A 19321-nucleotide genomic window follows, 5' to 3' on the forward strand; every position below is an offset into this window, starting at 1 on the left:
TGCGGTGACGGGACAGGCGCGCGGGCCGTTCCCCCGACCAGCGGCTCCGCGTCGCGTACAGGGGTGCGGTCAGAGGCCGCTCGCCAGGGCGACGGCGGCCTCGGCCAGCGACTCGGCTGCGCCGGGCGCGAACGGGGCCGGCATGCCGTAGTAGCGGTGTGCGTCCTCCACCTCGTATCCGCCGTGGTCGTACTCGGTGGCGGGCGGCAGGTAGCCGGGGCAGCCGTCGCTGTAGCCGATGACGATGACGTCGCCGGGCAGCCGGCCGGCGATGTCGCGGGCGGTCACCGAGAACGGCTCGCCCGGCAGCGCCACCAGGCGCAGGCTCCCCCACCGCAGCGCGGTGACCCGGCCGGTCCAGGACGTCCGCGTCCGCGGAGCGACGTCGCGCGCCCACGCTAGCCAGGCGCGCAGCAGCTCGCGCCGGTCCGCGCCGGCCCGCGGCAGCTCCCGCTCCCACTCCGTGACCAGGGCCGCCGTCTCGGCCGGATCCGCCGTCCGCAGGGGCAGGCGGACCCGCTCCGACGCACCGCCCGTTCCGCTGCCGGCGTCACGCGTCGGTACGGCGAGTGCCGCGCCGGCGATCCGCCGGCCGATCCGCTCGGCCGCCGCGAACGTGCGCTCCGCCGAGGCGCCGGCCGACATGGACGCGTACGGGCTGTGCCCGGTGTTGAGCTCGCCGCAGCACCCGGTGAGGAACAGGCACACCGAGCCCGGCTCGGCCTCCTCCACCGCCGTGCGCACCACGCCCGGGTAGTCCGCCGTCCAGTGCCGGTTGTCCGCGCCGAGCACGACCGGATGGCAGGCGTAGCCGACGACGGACGCGGCACAGGTCCCGTCCGCCCGCCGGAACCGTACGACGCCCAGCGGCGCGTGCACCGGGCCGCCTGCGCGCCGCCGGTTGCGCGCCACCCCCGGGTCGGGCCCGGCTCCCACCTCGATCGACGCGGGTTCGCGCGCCGCGCGGGCGGCGTGCGCGGCGGCCACACAGGTCGCGTACAGCCGCGCGGCGTAGGCGGCGTCCACCGGCCCGCCGAGCCGGCCGGGCATGGTGGCCGGCCCGCCGTGCGTGTGGGTCGCCGCGACCACCACGGACGCGCAGTCGGCCAGCTCGGCGCGGACCCGGTCGCAGAAGTCCTCGTGCAGCCCGCAGGCGTCGACCGTGATCAGCACACTGTCGTCCACGGCGAGCGCGCGCACGGTGAGCGGATCGTGCACGCCGGCCGCCGGCCCGGTGCGGGCGGCGAACCCCGACATGGCCAGGCCGGGCGGCGGCGTGCAGTCGCGGACCGCGGCACCGGCCATCGCGGTCACGGGCCCTCCTTCGTCGGAGGAGAGACCATGCGGGCGTGTCTTTTGATTCGCTCGCTCCGCTCGCTCATGGGCCCTCCTTCGTCGGAGGAGAGACCATGCGCGCGTGCCTTTTGATTCGCTCGCTCATCCGGTCACCACCGGTGTCCCGGCGACCACGACCGTGCGCACGTCCAGGGTGGTGTCCCCCGGCCGCCAGGCGAACGTGATCAGGTCGGCGGGCGCTCCGGGCCGCAGCACGCCGCGCCCGCCCGCGAACCGGCCCGGGTTGGCCGTGGCCAGCCGCAGCGCGGTGGACAGGGTGAGGTCGCCCATGGAGATCGCGGTGGCCACCCCGTCCGCCAGTGACCGTGACGCGCCGGCCAGGTAGGGGGTGCCGACGTAGGACAGCCGGCCGTCCTCGGACAGCTCCACGTCGCCGCCGACCGCGGTCCGGTAGCGCCCCGCGGGCATCCCGCCGAGCGCGGTCGTGTCCGAGACGAGGTGGGAGCGCTCGATCCCCTTGGCCCGGAGCATCGCCCGGAAGGTGTCGGCCGGGAGGTGGTGGCCGTCGGCGATGAACCCGGCGTACAGCCGGTCGTCGGCGAGCTGGGTCCACAGGTGGTTCGGGTGGCGGGGAAGCACGGCGTGCGCCCCGTTGCCGAGGTGGGTCGCCAGCTCGGCCCCGGCGTCGACGGCACGGGTGATCTGGGCGGGATCGGCGTGCGTGTGCCCGATCGCGCAGCGCACCCCGAGACGGACGGCTCCGGCGATGAGGTCGATCGCCGCGTCCTCGTGCGGGGAGACCGTCAGCATCCCGACGAGGTCGCCCCAGCGGCGCACCTCGTCCAGGTCGGCGCGCCGGATGTACCGCGGGTCGTGCACGCCCCGCGGACCGTCCTCGGCCGAGATGAACGGCCCCTCCACGTGGACGTACGGGATCGCGTGGGCGACGAGCGGGTCGGCGGCGCGGGCACGCGCGACGGCGGACAGCGCGGCGCGGATGCGCTCCTCGGGGGCGGTCACGACCGTCGGCACCACGGTGGTCACTCCGGCGCGCCAGACCGCGTGCACCAGCTCCGTCACGACCGTCTCGTCCACCTCGCCGTTGACGTCGTGTCCGGCGAAGCCGTTGACCTGGAGGTCGACGAGGCCGGGCGCGAGCCAGAGCCCGGCCGGCTCGTCCATGGCGCGGACCTCGGCGATCCGCCCGTCCTCGACGGAGACGCGCAGCGTACGCCCGGTCGCCGGGTCCCGGCCGGTGAGCCGCAACGGCCGCCCGCCGCTCACAGTTTCCGCACCCGGGAGCGGAAGGCGTCGAGGAACCGCGCGTTCGCCTCGTCGCCGCCCGGCGCGTTGCCGCTGCGCCACACCGGCGGTTCCACCCCGGACTCGGCCAGGCGCTGCACGGTGCGCAGGACCAGGGCGTTGAGCGCGTACGCGTTGGCGAACGTCGACACCGCCGCGAGCGGCTCGGCCACGCCGGCCATCGTGATCACCGCGTCGCCGATCGGCACCTTCGTGTCGATCGCGATGTCCACCAGGTCGTGCAGGTTCGCCTTGGTCGGGTGGCGGGCGGGATGCCCCGGGTCGGTCCGCTCGGCGTGCTCGCGCGAGCTGACGCCGATCAGTGTCACGCCCCGCTCCTTCGCCTCCAGCGCGGCGTCGATGAGCGCGGCGTTGATGCCGTAGGCGTTGACGAGGATCAGCAGGTCGTCCGGGGTCAGCCCGGCATCGGCGATCACGACCCGTCCGTACCCCGGGGTGCGCTCGATGGCCATCGACCGCAGCGCCCCGTTGGACAGCAGCGTGCCCTCGTCCAGGATGGCCGAGACGTGCATCAGCCCGCCCGCGCGGAAGAAGACCTCCTGCGCGGCCAGGTTGGAGTGGCCGCCGGGGCCGAAGATGTGCACCAGCCGGTCGGCCCGTACCTGCTCGGCGACGCGCTCGGCGGCCCGCAGGATCGCCTCGGACTCCTCGTCGTGGATGCGTTCGAGCAGCGCGGTGACCTCGCGCAGATAGGTCAGGGTCGGGTCAGCGGACATCGGGGGCGGACTCCTCGTCGACGTAGATCGTGCAGCGGGGATGGGTGCGCAGCGCGCTCGCCGGCAGCCGGCCGTCGATCGGGCCGTGCAGGGCCCGGGTGACCGCGGGCCGCTTCGAGGCGCCCGGCACCATGCAGAACACCTGGGCGGCGGACAGCAGCGCCGGCACGGTCAGGGTGATGGCCCGCCGGGGCACCTCCTCCGGCGTCGTGAAGGCCCCGTCGTCGACCTGCTGGCGGCGGCAGACCTCGTCCAGCTCGACGACCTTCACCAGCGCGGGGTCGTGCAGGTCGGCGGGCGGGTCGTTGAACGCCAGGTGCCCGTTGACGCCGATGCCGCAGCAGACGAGATCGATCGGCGCCGCGGCCAGCAGTGCGGCGTACCGCTCCGCCGCCGCGTGCGGGTCGTCGCCCGGGTCGATCAGGTGGGCGGCTCCGATCGGCACCCGGTCCAGCAGCACGCTGCGCAGCCAGTTCCCGAAGCGCCGCGGGTCGTCGGCGGCCAGTCCCAGGTATTCATCCATGTGGAAGGCCGTGACCCGTTTCCAGTCGATGTCCGGCCGGTCGGCCAGCGCCCGCAGGGTCGCCTCCTGGCTCGGCGCCGAGGCGAAGATCATCCTGACCTCCGGCCGGTCCGCCAGGAGGCGGACGAGCGCGTCGGCGATGTCCCCCGCCGCGGCGCGGCCCAGCGCCTCGGCGTCGGGCAGGCGGCGGACGACGGGTTCATAGGTGGTGTCGGGCATCGGAATTCGTGTTCTCCCCCAGTTCGGCCAACAGCAGCAGGGCCCGCGCGATGTGGAAGGGGTCCTTCACCGGCAGGGCCACGACCTCGTCCAGCGGGGTGCCGTCGCGGGCGCGGATCTGCGTCCACTCGCGGCCGGGCCCCTCCGGGAAGGTACGGAACGTGTAGTCCCGCACGCGCTCGTGCCATTCCCCGAGCCGGTCGTCGTGGTGCCGCTCGGCGAGCAGCGCCGTGGCGTACAGCGCCTCGGCGTGCGGCCACCACAGCTTGGTGTCCCACGTCCGTACGACCAGGTCCTCGTACGGGTCGTCGAGCAGGTCGCCCCGTGGCTCGCCGCCCTCGGCGTCGACGTACCGGAGCAGGCCGCCGTCGCGCCGGTCCCAGCCGAGGTCGAGCGCTGCCAGCGCCGTACGGGCGGGCCAGCCGGGGTCCGGCACGACGTCGGCGACCCCGGGCACCTGGTCGCCGGCCCACGTGAGGAACCAGGCGAACTCCAGCAGGTGACCGGGCGTGCGGTGCCGGGCCAGCAGGGTGGACTCCAGTCCCGCACGCCGGGGCGCCAGGTCCCGTACGTCGGTGCCGTCGGCGAAGCCGCCGGTCAGAGCCGTACGCGCGGCGGTCAGCGCGATCTCGCGGCTGCGCTCCGAGCCGGTCGCGGCGTGCAACTCGGCGGCGACGTGCATCAGCATCATCGGCTCGGACAGACCGCGGAACCGCGGGTCGACCGGGTACGGCTCCGTGCGCGCGGTGCCGGCCGCGATCCGCTCGTGCGCGGACGCGACGAGCGCCTCGGCGAGCCCGCCCCACCGCTCGGCCGCCCCGTCGGCGCCCGCCAGCCCGGCGAACCCGAGCGCGGCGAACAGGTCCGCGAACACGCTGGCGTGCGGGTCGCCGTCCGGCCCGTACGGCCGGACCGTGCCGTCCCCGGCCGTCACGTACGCGGTCGTCCCGTCGCCGAGCAGGGCGTGCGCGGCGACGAACTCGCCCGTCGCGACGGCCTGGGCGAGCAGGTCGCCGGCGTCCAGCGAGATCAGCCCGCGCCGGGCGGCCCGGGACAGCCGGGCGAGCAGCCACGCCCACCGGCCCTGTGACCAGGTGTACTTGTCCGTGGAGACCAGCGTGTCGCCGGAGTTCTCGAAACAGGTGCGCACCCCGCCCCGCTCGCGGTCCGGGCCGTGCGCCAGCCACCAGGCCAGGACGTCGTTCTCCAGGTGCTCCCGGTAGAACCGGACGTCACGCATGGGCGATCGCCTGTTCGGGCGCCGGGCCCTCGTCCGAGCTCAGCGCGTCGATCAGCTCGTCGGAGGCCGGGTCCCGCCATGGGCGCACCAGGCCGGTCACGGCGAACACCACGAACGCCACGATGACCGGGCCGGCGACGGTGACCGTGGACACCCAGTTCTCGCCGAGCCGCGCCACCTGGCCGTCGAAGACGTACTTGGTCAGCGCGAACACGATGAGGCCGGCCGCCCAGGACAGGATCGCCGCCGAGGGACCGCTGCGCCGGAACCAGGGCAGCATGCCGAACAGCATGGGGATCGCGATCGGGCCGACGAGCGCGCCGAACCACAGGATGAGCAGGCCGAGCACGCCACCGAAGTGATCGGAGGTCAGCGCGACGACCAGCGACAGCGCGATGAAGGAGAAGGTCGCGATCCGGCCTGCCGCCAGTTCGGCGCGGGCGCTCAGGCTCGACCGGCCGCGCATCAGACACGGAATGATGTCCCGTACCACCACCGCGGAGATCGCGTTGGCGTCCGAGGAGGTCATCGCCATGGTGTGGGCGAACATCCCGGCCAGCACCAGGCCGATCAGCCCGCTCGGCAGCAGGTGCGTGGTGAGCAGGGCGTACGACTGCTCCGGCGTCTTCAGTCCGGGCAGCAGCAGCGGCGCGGCCCACATGGGGAAGAACAGCACGAGCGGCCAGACGAGGTAGAGGGCCCCGGAGAGCGCGGCCGCGCGACGCGCCTGCGCGGCGTCGCCGGCGGCGATGAAGCGCTGGGCGAGGTTCCACGTGCCGCCGTTGTAGGACAGCGTGTCGATCAGCAGGTAGACGAGGAAGAACACCACGGTGTAGCTGCCGGCGAACGGCTTGGCGTGCTCGGCGGGCAGCCGGTCCCAGATCGTCCAGACCGCCGAGATCCCGCCGAGCTTGGACAGGGTGACGACGAGCATCGCCAGTCCGGCCACGAGCTGGATGACGAACTGCCCGAAGTCGGTCAGCGCGTCGGCCCACAGCCCGCCGACGGTGGAGTAGATCAGCGTCACTCCGCCGGTGAGCAGCACGCCCCAGTGCAGCGGTACGCCGGCGAAGACGTTGAGCAGGACGGCGCTGGCCGTCCACTTGGCGCCGACGTCGAAGATCTTCAGTCCCGCGCCGCTCCAGGCGAGCACCTGCTGGGCGGGCAGGTTGTAGCGGGTGGTGAGGTACTCCAGCGGGGAGATGATGCCGAGCCGTTCGCGCAGCCGGGGCCATCGCGGCGCGAACAGCACGGTGCCGACCGCCATCGCGAACACGATGCCGATCGCCCACCAGACGTACAGGGCGAAGCCGGTGGTGTAGGCGATGGCCGCGTACGCCACGAAGACGGCGGCGCTGTAGCCCGACATGTGGTGGGAGATGCCGGCGAGCCACCACGGCATCCGGCCGCCGGCGGTGAAGAAGTCGCGGGCGTCGTGCACCCGGGACTTGGCCCACCAGCCGATGACGATCATCAACCCGAAGTACAGCGACAACACGATCCAGGCGACAGAACCCACGACCACCTCCCGGGGGGTAGGACACGCTGGCTGCGTAGACCTGTTGGCTGCGTAGGTTGCCATGCAACCGGTTGCACACACAAGGGCCCAGCGCGGCTTTCCGTGTTACGTCTGCGCTACCGTTTCCCCATGGCGACCCCAGACGGGACCGTTCCGACGATCAGCGTGATCGCCAAGGAGCTGGGCGTCTCCCGCTCGACGGTGTCGCGCGCCTTCACCCGGCCCGACCTGCTGAGGCCGGAGACCGTGGAGAAGGTGCTGGCGAAGGCACAGACGCTCGGCTACGTGCCGAACAAGGTCGCCCGCGCGCTCTCCACCGGCCAGAACGGCGTCATCGCGCTGATCGTGCCGGACATCGCCAACCCGTTCTTCCCGCCGCTGATCCGCGCCGCCCAGGTCGGCGCGGACCACCAGGACTTCTGCGTGCTGCTCGGCGACTCCGCGGAGAACCCGGCCCAGGAGAGCCGGCTGATCACCCGGTTCACCCCGCAGGTCGACGGTTTCGTGCTCGCCGCCTCCCGGCTGGACGACGCCGCCCTCGCCGAATACGCACGACGACGGCCGGTGGTCCTGATCAACCGGGACGTGCCACGGATGCCGCGGGTGCTGACGGACTCCCACACCGGGTTCATGCAGGCGATCGCGCATCTGGCCGAGCTCGGCCACGAGCATCTCGCCTATGTCGGCGGGCCGCCCGGGGCCTGGTCGGATCATCAACGGCGCCGCGGGATCGCCGCCGCCCGCGCCGACCACGGCATGACGCTCACCACGTTGCCGGCCGACCCCGCGACGTACGACGGCGGCAAGGCGACCGTGGAGGCCATCCTCGCCTCCGGCGCCACCGCGGTCCTGGCCTACGACGACGTCGTGGCGCACGGTGTCCTGGCCGGGCTCACCGAGCACGGCGTGCGGGTGCCGGAGGACATGAGCGTGATCGGCTGCGACGACGTCTTCGCCGCGACGACGTACCCGCCGCTCACGACCATCTCGCTGCGCTGCGCGGAGGCCGGAAAGATCGCCGTGTCGGTGCTGCTGGACCTCGTGGCCGGCCGGAGCGTCGGCGACGTCCGCCACAGCCTCGACTCACATCTGATCGTCCGGGCGACCACGGGCCCGGCGCCGCACGCCCGCCGTCAGGGACCGCCCGCGCAGGGATCTTGATACACAGGCGGGTGCGTCGATAACACCCAGGATCAGGCGTGTCAATGGATCTGCTTTCCGGTTCGATCCACAAGCCTGCGCCATCGTTTCGCGCGGGCCGGGCGAAGAGGCTTGGTGTCGATCATCAACCCCTTCGAAGGAATGCTCCGATGCGCACCGCGATCTCGATCCTGCTCTCCGCCACGGCTCTCCCGCTCGGAGCCGCCACGGCACACGCCGACCCGCCACCGCACTTCGAATACCGCGACTGCCCGCCGATCCCGTCGTGGGCCGATCCGGCCGAGTGGCGGTGCGAGGACCACATCGCCACCGGCACGCTCACCGTCGGCGGCGCCGGCCCGATCCGCGTCCGCATCATCTCGATGACGCACGCCGAAGGCCCACGGCCGGACGGCACCTCCGGCCAGGTCTTCGGCCGCCTCCAGGCCGCCGCCGAACGGGTCCCCGGCACCCGGCTGTGGCTGCGCCCGGAGTCGGCGGGCCCGTCCGACTTCCTCACCCCGGGCGGCGTGATCAACCTGCGCTTCCGCCTCACCGGCCCAGGGCTCGGCCGGCACTGCACGCTGGGCTCGGCCGGCGACCCGATCCCCATCCGGCTCACCCTCGCGCCGGGCAGCGCGATCCAGGTGTCGGCGAACCCGCCGATCCGGCGCATGCAGGGCACGGACACGACCTTCGCCGTCCCGGCCGCCACCGGTTGCGGCCCCGCCACCCGCCGGATCGACCGCCGGTTCGGCCTGCCCGCCGCCTCCGGCGCCAACCGCCTCGCGATGACGGTCACCTACTCGTACCAGACCTACGATCGACTTCCCGGCTGAGCTCGGACAGGCCGCCGCCCGCCCGGAAAAAACGGCCGTTCATCGGATCTACCCGTATGAAATGCTGCCGATCACACAACTGCGGGGAGATGAATGTGATCGAGCTGGCCGACGTGGTGAAGGATCTGCGCGAGGAGTTGTATCGGGCGATCGACGGCGGCGAGAACGAACGTCTTCAGTTCGAGGTCGGCTCGATCGAGCTGGAGCTCAGCGTGAGCGTCGAGCAGACCGACGGCGTGCACGGCAAGGTGCGTTTCTGGGTGCTGGACCTGGGCGCCGATATCAGCGACAAGAACACCTCGACGCAGAAACTCAAGCTCACTCTCACCCCGACTCTCCAGAACGGCGATGGCCGGATCACTCCACGCGTGTCCGGCCAGGCCGAAGACGGAGAGGAATGATTCCGCGGAATGGCCGGACTCGACGTCGACCGCGTCGCGCAGATCGTCACCGGTGAAAACCCGGGCCTTCGCGGGTCGGGCTACCTCGTACGCCGCCGGATGGTGCTGACGGCCGCCCATGTCGTCGCGCCCGACGCACGGGTCCGCGTCCGGTTCGTCGCCGACGACGGTACGGCCCGGATGGAGCCCGGGCAGGTGGTCTTCCACGAGGAGGCCGTCGACGTGGCGGTCATCCGCCTCGACGCGGGGCCGGAGGTGGAGCCGGTCCGCTACGGCGGGATCCCCGAACCGTCGCCGATCGAGGCCGTCGGGTTCCCGCGTTTCCGGCTCCACCGGGGCAGGAACGCCGACGGCAGGGAGGTGGTGTTCCGGGACACCCGCCACGCGCGCGGTACGGCCGCCCCCGCGTCGTGGCGGCGCGAAGGAGGGCTGGAGATCATCGTCGACCCGCCCGCCCCCGACCCGGACCGCTCGAGGTCCGCGTGGGAGGGCATGTCCGGCGCGGCGATCTGGTCGGTGGGTCACCTGGTCGGCGTGGTGAGCGAGCACCGCCTCGGCGACGCCCTGGACACCCTCACCGGCAGCCGCGTCGACCGCTGGTACACCGAGCTGGAGTACAAGCGGCTGAAGCGCCTGCACAACCTCATCGGCCTGCCGCTCGAACGCGCCTGACCACGCTCACGCCCCACGTCCTGAGCGTCAACTTGACCCGGTCCTGAAGGACCGGGTTTGGAAGTAGCTCCCGGCTGGCTGCTGGGTGGCTCCTCCGTCCAGCCACCCCTTTTATGGGGTGGCAGGGACGCGTGACTCACGCCCCGCGGTCCACGCAGCCTCGCCCTTACGGGCGATGTTGCGGGAGGCGTTCCGGTCCGCGTGGGCAACGACCCCGCAGTTCCGGCAGCAGAAAACCGATTGGCTCACCCGGTTCTTGTCATCGATGTGACCGCACTCGGCGCACTGTTGTGAGGTGTAGGCCGGATCGACGAAGACCACGGGCACACCGGCCCGCTTGGCCTTGTAGACGATGAAGTCGGCGAGCTGGGCGAAGGCCCGAGAATGCAGCGCGACCCGTTGGGGCTTGCGGAGCCGTACCCTCTGCCGGATCCCCTTCAGATCCTCCAGGGAGATCCCGGAAGAGGTGCGTTCAGCCTCGGCCACGATCGTCTTAGCGATGATGTGATTCTGGTTCGCCGCATGACGCTTCTCGCTCCGGCTGCGCTTCTTCAGCAGCCGCTTGGCGGACTTGGTCCGCTTCTTCTGGAGCTTGCGGCGCAGTTCAAGCTGCCGCCTGCGGTGCCGGTTGAGTCCCCGCCCGGCGGCCTGGTAACCGGTCGAGGTGGTCGCGATGGCGGCGATATCCAGGTCCACACCGATGAACCGCCCGGGCTCATACCGCTCGGCCTCAGGCACCTCACACGTGGCGATCAGATAGAACACCCCATCACGCCGGACCAGATCCGACTCACCCTGCCGGTGCTCCCGCAGCGTCTTGAGCGCACCCGCCGAGCAGACGAACCGAACGTTCTTCACCCGGCCCTCGACCGTCCACACCGACACGGTCCCGGCGTCGTACCGCCACGACAAACACCGATCGTCATACGGCTGCGCCGCCTCGAGACGAAACACAATCGGCTTCGCCTCGGCCTTGAGACGACGACGAGAACCCGGCCTGCCGAGATTCCCCGCAGCGATGTTCGCCTTCAACGCGGTGTAGGCGTCACGGACCTTCTTGATCACATGCTGGGCAGCTTGTGCCCCCCAGGCCCCGCGACTTCAACTCGCCATAGGTGTACTTACGCAGCTCATACAGGTGCGGCACACCACGGTCGAACGCCACGGCCGATACCCAGTTCGCCGCCTTGTTCACCGCGTGCAGGGTCCGCTCAAGCGCCAGCGCCTGCCCGGCATCCGGCATGAGGTTTACCTGCACCACGTCTTCACAACCCGTAACCGTAACGTTCTTCTGCGTCACACAGGAGGGGAATCTCCCGATAACTCCAGGGGTAACCAGGCGTCCCGCAGCCTGCGCAGGCTGATCCGCCGCAAGCGGGCCTATTCGCTCGTCCATCGGGCACGCGCCGCGGCCGCCCTCGCCGAGCTGGACGGCGGGACGTCCGACGCCCTGGCCGACCTGTCCACGGAGCCGGACGCCCTCGGGCTGCCTGCTTCCGTTCACGAGGGTCCACAGCGCGGGCGCCCTCGCCGATCTCGGCCACCCCGGCGCCGCAGAGATGCTTCACGGCATGGCCACCGACCGGACGATCGACAACACCCACCGTGCGCTGGCGGCGAGGCTGCTGGGGCTGAAGCTGGGCGACCGCCGCGCGGTGAGCCTCCTGCTCGCCATGGCCCGCGACGAGGAGAGCAGGCCGTACGTGCGGATGCGGGCGGCGTTCGGCCTCGCCCGCCTCGACGACGATCGCGGCGTGTCGATCCTGATGGCGGCCACGCGCCGTAAGACCTCCCCGGAGGTGCCGCTCGCGGGCTACAGCAGGCTCCAGGCCGCCCGGTACCTGGCGCGCCTGGGCGATCGGCGGGCTCTCGCCATCCTGGGCGCCCTGTCGCGCGACGACACGATCGCGCCCGTGCTGCGCCGGAGGGCAGGCGCCGCCCGCAAACGCGCCGCGACCAGGAACTACTTCGACCTGCCGGTCGAGCAACGGATGCTGGATGAGTTCACCGGCGGGCGGGTCCGCCGCCGGCTGATGCCGCTCCTGGCCCGCCCGGCCGGGCTGTTCCTCCCCGTCATCGTCCGGCGCTACGGCCGCGACATCGACGCGATGTTCGGCGACGCGAGCCCCGCCGACGCCCCGGAGGACGCCGGCGGGGCCGCTGACCCGCGTTCTCAGTAGGTGAACCGCTCCAGGCCGGTTCCCCAGGCGTTGACGACCCAGCCGGTCCGGGACGCGGGGTCGAGGTACAGACCCTGCCGGGACGTGAACTCGAAGTTGGACCCGGCGACGGTCGAGTAGACCAGGTTCGCGACCGGGTGCCGGGCGAGGACCTTCCCGGTGTCCGGATCCAGGACGGTGATCTCGCTCATGGCGTTGTTGTCCGCCTCCGCGCCGCTCTCATAGAGGCCGGCCTCCACGGCGACGTGGTGCACGGAGTCGTACACGGGCCACACCGGACCGTGGGTGTCGATGGTCGCGGTGGCCCCCGCCGTGAGCGTCTTCTGGTCCAGGCCGAACCAGCTGCTGGCCGGGAAGGTGTTCCGGAAGCCCTGGGCGGCGCCGACCGACACCCACACCTTGCCGCCGTCGCCGTCCGGCAGCAGCCCGGCGGTGCAGATCGGCAGGGTGGTCACCGGTGTCACGTCGCCCGTGTCGAAGTCGGCTCGCACCACCCCGTACGGCGCGTGTCCCTGGAGGCAGGGCCCCATGGTGCCGGTGGTCGCCACGAACGCCTGCCCGGTGGCGCCGTCGATGACGACGTCACGGAACGAGCGTCCGGGGTTCTTCGCGTTGATCACCAACGGGGTGCCGACCGTGCCGGTCGCCATGTCGACGGGCCACAGGCGGGTCAGCCCGGAGCTCGGGTCGTACGTGGTGACCGCTCCCCGGTGACGTACGGTGTCGACGGTGCCGCCCTCGATGTAGCCGTTACCGCCGGACAGCGACTCGGTCTCGGTCACCTTGACCGTCGCTCCGCTGCCGGCGTTCCACACGTCGATCTGCGGGCTGGACGAGCCGGAGTAGGACGGGTGCACGATCAGTGCGGTCCCGGTCTTCGGGTCCGAGCCGATCACCAGCTGCTCCAGGTCGCCCCCGGTGTTCTGCGTGATCGGCGAACCCAGGGCGCCGTCCTTCAGCGCGTACGGCGTCGTCGCGGAGCGGTCCAGCCGGTACGACTGCCCGTCGGGGGAGCTGAACTCGTCGGTGCTGATGAGCGCCCGGCCGCCGGACACGGTGAAGCCCTCGACGGTGCCGGACATCTCGTCACCGTCGCGGTACTGCAGGAAGGACGTCGGCGACGCCTGGCCGACCGGCCGGCCGTGACGGGTCGCGATCACGCGCACCGGATACTGCAGCCCGGTGGGCACGTTCAGCGCCGCCAGATCGAGCGTGGTCCGGCCCTTGGCCGAGGGCAGCGCCCGCAGCAGCGTCGAGGCGTGGTCCACGCCGTTGTCGTCCCGGCCGCTGCCGTTCTGGTTGGTGACGGTGTTGAGGGTTCCGTAGAGGGTGGGGGCCGGCGCCATCAGCTCGATCTGCGCGCCGTCGGCGCCCGGAACCGAGGTGACGTCCCAGGAGACGGCCGGCCTGCCGTTCGCCCGGGTGAGGTCGACGGCGTGGACCGACGCCCTGCGACCGGTGCCCAGGAGCGGGGCGGCGGGCCGTTCGGCGGCGCCGGCTCCGACGCGGATGGCCCGGAAGGCGCCGTAGACCGGATAGACGCCGCCCGACTGCTCGACGCCCACACCGTAGATCCCGGCTCCCCCGGCGGCGAAGGCCGAGGCGGGGATGGTCACGGTTCCCTTCGGCTCCGTCAGCGGGGTGCTCCACTGCGCGCGGAAGAGGTCCACGCCCGCGTTCGGCGTGTAGTGCCCCACGGAGGACAGGATGAGGCGCGGAGAACTCAGCCCACGGACACCGGTGAGGTCGTAGTGCACGGTGACCGGCCGGCCCAGCGCAACGGCGCCGGGCAGGTCCGGCGCCTGCGCCTGCTCGTAGGTCCCGTCGGTCGCGGTGAAGGTGAGCTTGCGGGAGACCGAGGCGAGCACCCGGCCGGCCCGCAGGGCCTGGAAGGTCACGTTCACGCTCCGGGAGTCCTCGGAGGTCGCCGGCAGGCCGGCCGCGGAGAGCAGCTCGCCCGGCAGCACCCGCAGGCTCGGCCCGGAGGCCGGGATGACGCCCTTGTCCCCGACCTGGAGACGGTAGGTGACGCCCGTACGGTCGCCGGTCATGTCCAGGCCGAAGGTGATCGGTGACACGGCGTTCTGGCCGGACGGCTCACCCGCGGCGTCCGCCGGGCCGGCCAGGTCGATGGCGGCCGGATCGGTGCTCTCCACGAAGTACGTCGCCTGGGCGCTCGGCAGGAGCTGCCGCTGGGCCACCGACATCCGCACCGCGGAGGGAGTGATGCGGACGGCGCGGGACAGCACCTTCTCCACGGCCGCGGTGACGTCGAGCTGCGTGCCCATGTGCAGCGTCTGGTCGGCCTGCGGGGTCTGCGCGATCGGACGGCCCGTGGCGACCAGGAGGTCACGCACCTGGCGGGGCGTCAGACTCTGGTGGGTGGCCTTGGCCGCCTGCAGAACGTCCGCCACGGCGGCGGCGATCATCGGTGCGGACGCGGACGTACCACCGTTGAGGACCACGCTCACGTCCTGCGCGTCGCAGTTCTGCGAGCACACGTGCTCCAGCGCGGGCAGGTTGTCGCCCGGCGTCGCGAGGTCGACGCGGGAGCCGAAGCCCGACGAGTAGGCCGTCGACCCGTTGTAGCGGGTGGTCGGGTACACGCCGTTCCGGATGTCGGAGGAGCTCAGGGTGTCGTCCAGGGTGGTGGCACCGGCGGAGATCACGCCGGTGTCCTTGACCACGGACGGCGTCGTGGTCGGCGTGACGTCCTCGATGTCGGTCTGCGCCGCCGCGCTGTTCGTCCGGTTCGTCGGGGTGCTGCCGCCGTCGGGACCGACCGAGACGGGCAGGGCCAGCCGCGTGCCGTCGTTGGAGGAGACGACCACCGCGATGCCGGACTTGACGATGTCCGCGAGGGTCGCGCGGATCGTCGGGTCGTCCTCCAGCCACCGGGAGGGGAACCCGAGGCTGCCGTCGGTGCCGAAGCCGAGGCTGGCGGTGATGACGTCGGGGCGCGGTGTCTGGGCGGCCGCGGCGCGCAGGGCCGCGCTGATGCCCGCGCTGGAGGGCTCCTTGGGGACGACGAGACGGTAGTCGGCGCCCGGGGCGATGCCGAGCAGGTCGGTCACGCCCTGGCCGGTCGCCTCCGGCCGCTGCCGGTCGTGCGGCAGCGGAGCCATCATCGAGAAGTCCAGGAGCACCTCGCCCAGGGCCGGGTCCTGGCCCTCGGTGGAGCCGGTGGCGTCCAGGTGGGCGTTGTCGTCCGCGACGTAGGTGGGGATCAGCGGCATGGACGGGATGTCCAGGTACCGCTGCCCGTTCTTGACGACGGTCGTCGGGCCGTAGTGCGCGACGTAGGCGTCGCCGGCGTCGGCCATCGACTGGTCGGTCAGGTCCCCGATGGAGACGTTGGTGATGGTCTGGCCGGCGCCCGGGAGCGCGTGCAGGTACGTCGCGGCGTCGTGGAAGGCGCCGACGGCGTTGACCCCCTGGGCGTTCAGGTAGGACTGCAACGACGACGTCAGACCCTCGTTCGTCGGCACGCCGGATCCCGCGCCGGTGTCCGGCGCCGTCGTGGCCTTCGGCGCGCGCGCGGACCGCTTGACGTCGGCGCCGACCGAGGCGGGCAGCTTCACCGGGCCGGTGTTCATCGGCTGGATCCGGGTGGTGGCCTGTTTCGCGGCGGAGCCCGAGCCGAGCGTGTACGCGGGCCTCTGGGCGGCACCGGCACGGGCCCGGATGGCGGTGTCGGGAGCCGTCAGCGTCGCCTTCAAGCCGCTGCGCCCGGCGGAGCGCGGAACGGGGAAGGCCCTCGTCCTGCCCTGCTTGTCGGTCAGCGTGCCGGTGCCGTCGTCGGACCATTGGACCTTCGAGCCGTCGGCGAGCTTCAGGGAGTGGGTGGCCGGCTGGGGCTTCTTCGCCGTCGCGGCTTGGGCGGCGATGGGAGCGGAGGTGAGCGGGATCGTCAGGACCACCGCGATCGCGGCGCGTCTGAGACGTCTGTGCATCAGGCCTTCTTTGCGGGGGGGAGGGGCGGGCGGCGTTCAGCGGGGGGAGAAACGCAAGATCACCTTCAGCCCCGCCCGGCCCGTCGACAAGGCTCTTTCCACTGCGACTCTGCGCAGCTTCACAAACGTGCAGTGAGGGAACATTTCGCCCAGTGAGCGCGATCCTGGCAGGTTGCCGGCCACCGGATAAGATCGACACGCATGCCCGTCCTCCCGGGAAGGGAGCCGCCGATGGCCGAGTCGCCCGATCCCTGGGACGGCACCGGCCTGGCCCCTCTCGCCGGGCAGATCCTCGAATACCTCGTCGAGCATCCGGAGTCGAGCACGACGGAGATCGCCTCGGCACTGGGAACGTCCTCCGCCGCGGCGAGCCGTGCGCTGCGGACCCTCGAGACCGAGCTGCTCGCCGTCCGGGTGAGCCGGCGGCCGCCGCGCTGGAGCGCCACCCCGCCCCGGCCCGCCCTCGCGTCCCTGCTCGCCCGCCGCCGCGAGGAGCTGGCGCGGGTGGAGATGCTCGCGGAGCGGCTGCACGACGCGTACAGCTCAACGTCGCATCAGCGGTTCGCCTCGGACCAGTTCGAGATCCTCGACACCAAGAGGCGGGTCACGGCGCGCTACACCCACCTGCTGCAGACGAGCCGTCACGAGGTCCTGCACCTGGTGATGCCCCCGTACGTGACGGTGCTGGAGGCCACGCCGCACCGGCTCAACATCCAGGCGGCGGCGATCCGCCGCGGGGTGCGGTTCCGATCCATCTACGACAGCGACACGTTCACCGACGACATGTCGCTGTACACCGCACAGCAGGGCGTCGCCATCGGCGGCGAGATACGCCTGAGCGGCGGCCTGCCGATGAAGCTGGTCCTGTTCGACGGCACCAGCGCGATCATGCCGCTGCGCGAGGACGACCCGGCCCAGGGATCGCTGCTCGTGCACTCTCCCACGCTGCTGTACGTCCTGACCGCGCTCTTCGAGAGCCTGTGGGAGCACGGCGTCCCGTGGCGCAACGGTTCCGCCCGCCCGCCCTCCGCGCCTCCCGGACGCGACCGCCCCGACGAGCGGACGCGGGAGATCCTGCGGCTGATGTCCCTGGGGATGAAGGACGAGGCGATCGCCCGGGTCATGGGGCTGAGCCGGCGGACGATCCAGAAGCACATCACCGACATCGGCGCCGCGCTGGGAGCCAGAACGCGCTTCCAGATCGCGCTGTCGGCGCAGGAACGCGGATGGCTGCCGCCGGCCGCGGAATCCTCGTCCCTGCCGAGCCCCCCGGTGCCGCCCGCCGTCCCCGGTCACGGACGGTCCGCGCGCTGCTCGGGGCCACCCGCCCAGCACGCCGACGCCGGATAGCGGCCTCCGAATGGCCGTTACCGGCCGTTCCGCTCTCCCATGCGCCTTCGACCACTCCGACCTGCGGTGACGCCGCCGTACGACGCTTGTGGCGGCTGTCAAAAGGGTCTTTGAAAAGACTCTTTTGCAGGCTACCGTCCCCGTATGGACGGATCCGAGAGGAAGCTTCGCGAAGCGCCCGAACTGCGGGCGCTCGCCCACCCCGTACGCATGCGGCTGTGCCAGGCCCTGTACGACCGGGGTACCGCGACCGCCACCGAACTCGCCGAGATGATCGGGGAGAGCCAGGCGAACTGCTCCTGGCACCTGCGCCAGCTCGCCAAGTACGGATTCGTCGAGGAGGCGGGCGGCGGCAAGGGCCGGAATCGTCCATGGCGACCCGTAGCGCGTCCCCTGTCGTGGGGCGACAGCGACGAGTCCGGCGAGGTGGCCGCCGCCAGCGACGCGCTCAGCACACAGTTCGTCGAGCAGGAGTTCGCCGGGCTACGCGACTGGCAGGCGTGGCGCCGCACCGACCCGCCCGAATGGCAGGACGCCGCGAACTGGGTGCAGAACATCGACTGGCTCACCCTCGACGAACTGAAGGAACTCAACAAGGCCCTCGCCGCGATCGTCGGCCGCCACAAGGACCGCCGGGACCCGGCGAACCGTCCCCCGGGGGCCCGCCGGATCCGGATCTTCGCCTGGGCGGTGCCGGCGGCGCCGTACACCGAAGACTGATGCGCGCCGTTCTCCGGCTGCCGGCGTTCCGGCTGCTGTTCGCCGGCCTGGTCGCGAGCATGGCCGGCGACGCCCTGTTACTGCTGGTGTTCGCCATCTGGGTCAAGAGCCTCACCGGCTCGAACGGCGAGGCGGGACTGGTCACCCTCTTCATGGCGGTGCCGTACCTCGTGGCGCCGCTCGGCGGCCGGCTGGTCGACGGGTTCCGGCACCGCCCCTTCCTCGTGGTCGCCAACCTCGCCTCGGCGGTGATGCTGCTCCCGCTGTTCGCCGTACGTGACGCCGCCGATGTGTGGATCGTCTACTCGGTCGCCGCCCTCTACGGCATCTCGTCGGTGACGATCGCCGCCGCGCTCGGCGGCCTGCTGAAGGAACTGCTCACCGACGACCTGCTGGCCGGCGCCAACGGCGTCCTGCAGACGGTCAGGGAGGGGCTCCGGCTGGGCGGCCCGCTCGCGGGCGCGGCGCTGTTCGCGGCGTTGGGCGGCGCGGCCGTCGCCGCGATCGACGCGGTCACGTTCCTGGTCGCGGCGGCCGCCATCGCCCGCATTCGCCTCCACGAGCCGGCGCCGGCGCGATCGGGCCCGCACTGGCTGAGCGAGCTGACCGCGGGCCTCACCCACATCAGGGCCGAAGCGGCGCTGCGTCGCATGACGATCGCCACGGCCGTCGGCTTCCTCGTCATCGGCATCAACGAGTCGACGCTGTTCGCCGTCGTCGGCGAGGGGCTGCACCGGCCGCCCGCGTTCGTCGGCGTGCTCGCGTCGGCCCAGGGCGTCGGCGCCATCGGCGGAGGGCTGCTGGCCGCCCGGCTCATCGGGAGCGTCGGTGAGCTCGCGGCGATCGCGATCGGCATGGCGGCGCTCGGCGTCGGCAACGGCCTGCTCGTGTCGTCGTGGCCGCCCTTCGTCTTCGCGGGTATGGTCGTCGGCGGCCTCGGCCTGGCCACGATGGTCGTCGGATCCACCACCGTCGTACAGCGGCGGACGCCCGGCCCGCTGTTCGGCCGGGTCTCCACCACGGCCGAAACCCTGACCGGCGGACCGCAGGCGCTCTCCATCGCGGCCGGCGCCGCCCTGGTGTCCGTCGTGGACTACCACCTGTTGCTGACGGTCGTCACCGTGGGGATGCTCACCGCCGCCGCCTCCCTGTGGCCCGCGCGCCGGCTGACCGCGGTGGATCGCCCGAGCGCGTCTCCGAAGGTCACCGAAAGCCACTGACGGCACCGGC

At 72.2% G+C, this 19321-nt stretch carries 17 protein-coding genes; 8 read left to right on the top strand and 9 right to left on the bottom strand.

All coding sequences use genetic code 11. The annotated features are described in order from the left end of the window. Positions 1–69 precede the first annotated feature (69 nt). From OG417_RS48295 to OG417_RS48320, 6 genes are all read right to left on the bottom strand, one after another. Positions 70–1314, bottom strand: coding sequence for a hypothetical protein (locus OG417_RS48295; RefSeq protein WP_329244708.1), 1245 nt, complete (start codon positions 1312–1314; stop codon positions 70–72). A 123-nt stretch (positions 1315–1437) separates the two neighbouring features. Then, positions 1438–2580 carry an N-acetylglucosamine-6-phosphate deacetylase gene (locus OG417_RS48300; RefSeq protein ID WP_329244712.1) on the bottom strand — a complete coding sequence of 381 codons (1143 nt, stop codon included), beginning with the start codon at positions 2578–2580 and terminating at the stop codon, positions 1438–1440. Beyond that, entirely contained in the window at positions 2577–3335 is a 759-nt protein-coding gene (locus tag OG417_RS48305) for an SIS domain-containing protein (protein WP_329244715.1), read from the bottom strand. Before OG417_RS48305 ends, OG417_RS48300 begins: the two co-directional genes overlap by 4 nt. Then, positions 3325–4077: a glucosamine-6-phosphate deaminase gene (locus tag OG417_RS48310; protein WP_329244718.1), complete on the bottom strand. Its 753-nt coding sequence runs from the start codon at positions 4075–4077 to the stop codon at positions 3325–3327. Before OG417_RS48310 ends, OG417_RS48305 begins: the two co-directional genes overlap by 11 nt. Continuing rightward, complete coding sequence (locus OG417_RS48315) at positions 4058–5317, bottom strand: AGE family epimerase/isomerase (RefSeq protein WP_329244721.1); 1260 nt, start codon at positions 5315–5317, stop codon at positions 4058–4060. Before OG417_RS48315 ends, OG417_RS48310 begins: the two co-directional genes overlap by 20 nt. Continuing rightward, positions 5310–6836, bottom strand: coding sequence for a sodium:solute symporter family protein (locus tag OG417_RS48320; RefSeq protein ID WP_329244724.1), 1527 nt, complete (start codon positions 6834–6836; stop codon positions 5310–5312). The genes OG417_RS48315 and OG417_RS48320 overlap by 8 nt, the downstream gene beginning before the upstream one ends. Positions 6837–6965: 129 nt before the next feature. Between OG417_RS48320 and OG417_RS48325 the strand changes: the two genes are divergently transcribed. The 4 genes from OG417_RS48325 to OG417_RS48340 all read left to right on the top strand — a co-directional run bounded on the left by OG417_RS48325 (position 6966) and on the right by OG417_RS48340 (position 9888). Continuing rightward, on the top strand, positions 6966–7997 hold the full coding sequence (locus OG417_RS48325) for a LacI family DNA-binding transcriptional regulator (RefSeq protein WP_329244727.1): 1032 nt from the start codon (positions 6966–6968) through the stop codon (positions 7995–7997). A gap of 149 nt (positions 7998–8146) precedes the next feature. Next, complete coding sequence (locus OG417_RS48330; RefSeq protein ID WP_329244730.1) at positions 8147–8815, top strand: hypothetical protein; 669 nt, start codon at positions 8147–8149, stop codon at positions 8813–8815. A 95-nt stretch (positions 8816–8910) separates the two neighbouring features. Further along, on the top strand, positions 8911–9216 hold the full coding sequence (locus tag OG417_RS48335; RefSeq protein ID WP_329244733.1) for a trypco2 family protein: 306 nt from the start codon (positions 8911–8913) through the stop codon (positions 9214–9216). Between the two features lie 9 nt (positions 9217–9225). Continuing rightward, positions 9226–9888 carry a S1 family peptidase gene (locus OG417_RS48340; protein ID WP_329244736.1) on the top strand — a complete coding sequence of 221 codons (663 nt, stop codon included), beginning with the start codon at positions 9226–9228 and terminating at the stop codon, positions 9886–9888. Between the two features lie 111 nt (positions 9889–9999). Here OG417_RS48340 and OG417_RS48345 read toward each other — a convergent pair whose 3' ends face one another. Both OG417_RS48345 and OG417_RS48350 read right to left on the bottom strand, forming a co-directional pair. Continuing rightward, entirely contained in the window at positions 10000–10953 is a 954-nt protein-coding gene (locus OG417_RS48345; RefSeq protein ID WP_329244739.1) for an RNA-guided endonuclease InsQ/TnpB family protein, read from the bottom strand. Next, positions 10934–11188 carry a hypothetical protein gene (locus tag OG417_RS48350; RefSeq protein WP_329244742.1) on the bottom strand — a complete coding sequence of 85 codons (255 nt, stop codon included), beginning with the start codon at positions 11186–11188 and terminating at the stop codon, positions 10934–10936. Before OG417_RS48350 ends, OG417_RS48345 begins: the two co-directional genes overlap by 20 nt. Before the next feature lie 271 nt (positions 11189–11459). Between OG417_RS48350 and OG417_RS48355 the strand changes: the two genes are divergently transcribed. Next, positions 11460–12068, top strand: coding sequence for a HEAT repeat domain-containing protein (locus tag OG417_RS48355; RefSeq protein WP_329244745.1), 609 nt, complete (start codon positions 11460–11462; stop codon positions 12066–12068). Here the strand turns inward: OG417_RS48355 and OG417_RS48360 are convergent. Next, positions 12062–16021, bottom strand: a complete 3960-nt coding sequence (locus OG417_RS48360; protein WP_329244748.1) for a S8 family serine peptidase — start codon at positions 16019–16021, stop codon at positions 12062–12064. The genes OG417_RS48355 and OG417_RS48360 overlap by 7 nt on opposite strands. Positions 16022–16252: 231 nt before the next feature. Here OG417_RS48360 and OG417_RS48365 point away from each other — a divergent pair, with 231 nt between their 5' ends. From OG417_RS48365 to OG417_RS48375, 3 genes are all read left to right on the top strand, one after another. Next, on the top strand, positions 16253–17371 hold the full coding sequence (locus OG417_RS48365; protein WP_329244751.1) for a helix-turn-helix transcriptional regulator: 1119 nt from the start codon (positions 16253–16255) through the stop codon (positions 17369–17371). Between the two features lie 144 nt (positions 17372–17515). Then, on the top strand, positions 17516–18091 hold the full coding sequence (locus tag OG417_RS48370; protein WP_329244754.1) for a winged helix-turn-helix domain-containing protein: 576 nt from the start codon (positions 17516–17518) through the stop codon (positions 18089–18091). After that, on the top strand, positions 18091–19311 hold the full coding sequence (locus tag OG417_RS48375; RefSeq protein WP_329244756.1) for an MFS transporter: 1221 nt from the start codon (positions 18091–18093) through the stop codon (positions 19309–19311). The genes OG417_RS48370 and OG417_RS48375 overlap by 1 nt, the downstream gene beginning before the upstream one ends. The last annotated feature ends 10 nt before the right edge of the window (positions 19312–19321 follow it).

The organism is Actinoallomurus sp. NBC_01490, assembly GCF_036227085.1.
GTDB classification, from domain to species: Bacteria; Actinomycetota; Actinomycetes; order Streptosporangiales; family Streptosporangiaceae; genus Actinoallomurus; species Actinoallomurus oryzae.

Coding starts and splice junctions, on each gene's coding strand:
- OG417_RS48325 (WP_329244727.1), top strand. CDS start 6,966: ATGGCGACCCCAGACGGGACCGTTCCGACGATCAGCGTGATCGCCAAG.
- OG417_RS48355 (WP_329244745.1), top strand. CDS start 11,460: ATGGCCACCGACCGGACGATCGACAACACCCACCGTGCGCTGGCGGCG.
- OG417_RS48330 (WP_329244730.1), top strand. CDS start 8,147: ATGCGCACCGCGATCTCGATCCTGCTCTCCGCCACGGCTCTCCCGCTC.
- OG417_RS48365 (WP_329244751.1), top strand. CDS start 16,253: ATGGCCGAGTCGCCCGATCCCTGGGACGGCACCGGCCTGGCCCCTCTC.
- OG417_RS48315 (WP_329244721.1), bottom strand. CDS start 5,317: ATGCGTGACGTCCGGTTCTACCGGGAGCACCTGGAGAACGACGTCCTG.
- OG417_RS48305 (WP_329244715.1), bottom strand. CDS start 3,335: ATGTCCGCTGACCCGACCCTGACCTATCTGCGCGAGGTCACCGCGCTG.
- OG417_RS48310 (WP_329244718.1), bottom strand. CDS start 4,077: ATGCCCGACACCACCTATGAACCCGTCGTCCGCCGCCTGCCCGACGCC.
- OG417_RS48370 (WP_329244754.1), top strand. CDS start 17,516: ATGGACGGATCCGAGAGGAAGCTTCGCGAAGCGCCCGAACTGCGGGCG.
- OG417_RS48340 (WP_329244736.1), top strand. CDS start 9,226: ATGGCCGGACTCGACGTCGACCGCGTCGCGCAGATCGTCACCGGTGAA.
- OG417_RS48360 (WP_329244748.1), bottom strand. CDS start 16,021: ATGCACAGACGTCTCAGACGCGCCGCGATCGCGGTGGTCCTGACGATC.
- OG417_RS48375 (WP_329244756.1), top strand. CDS start 18,091: ATGCGCGCCGTTCTCCGGCTGCCGGCGTTCCGGCTGCTGTTCGCCGGC.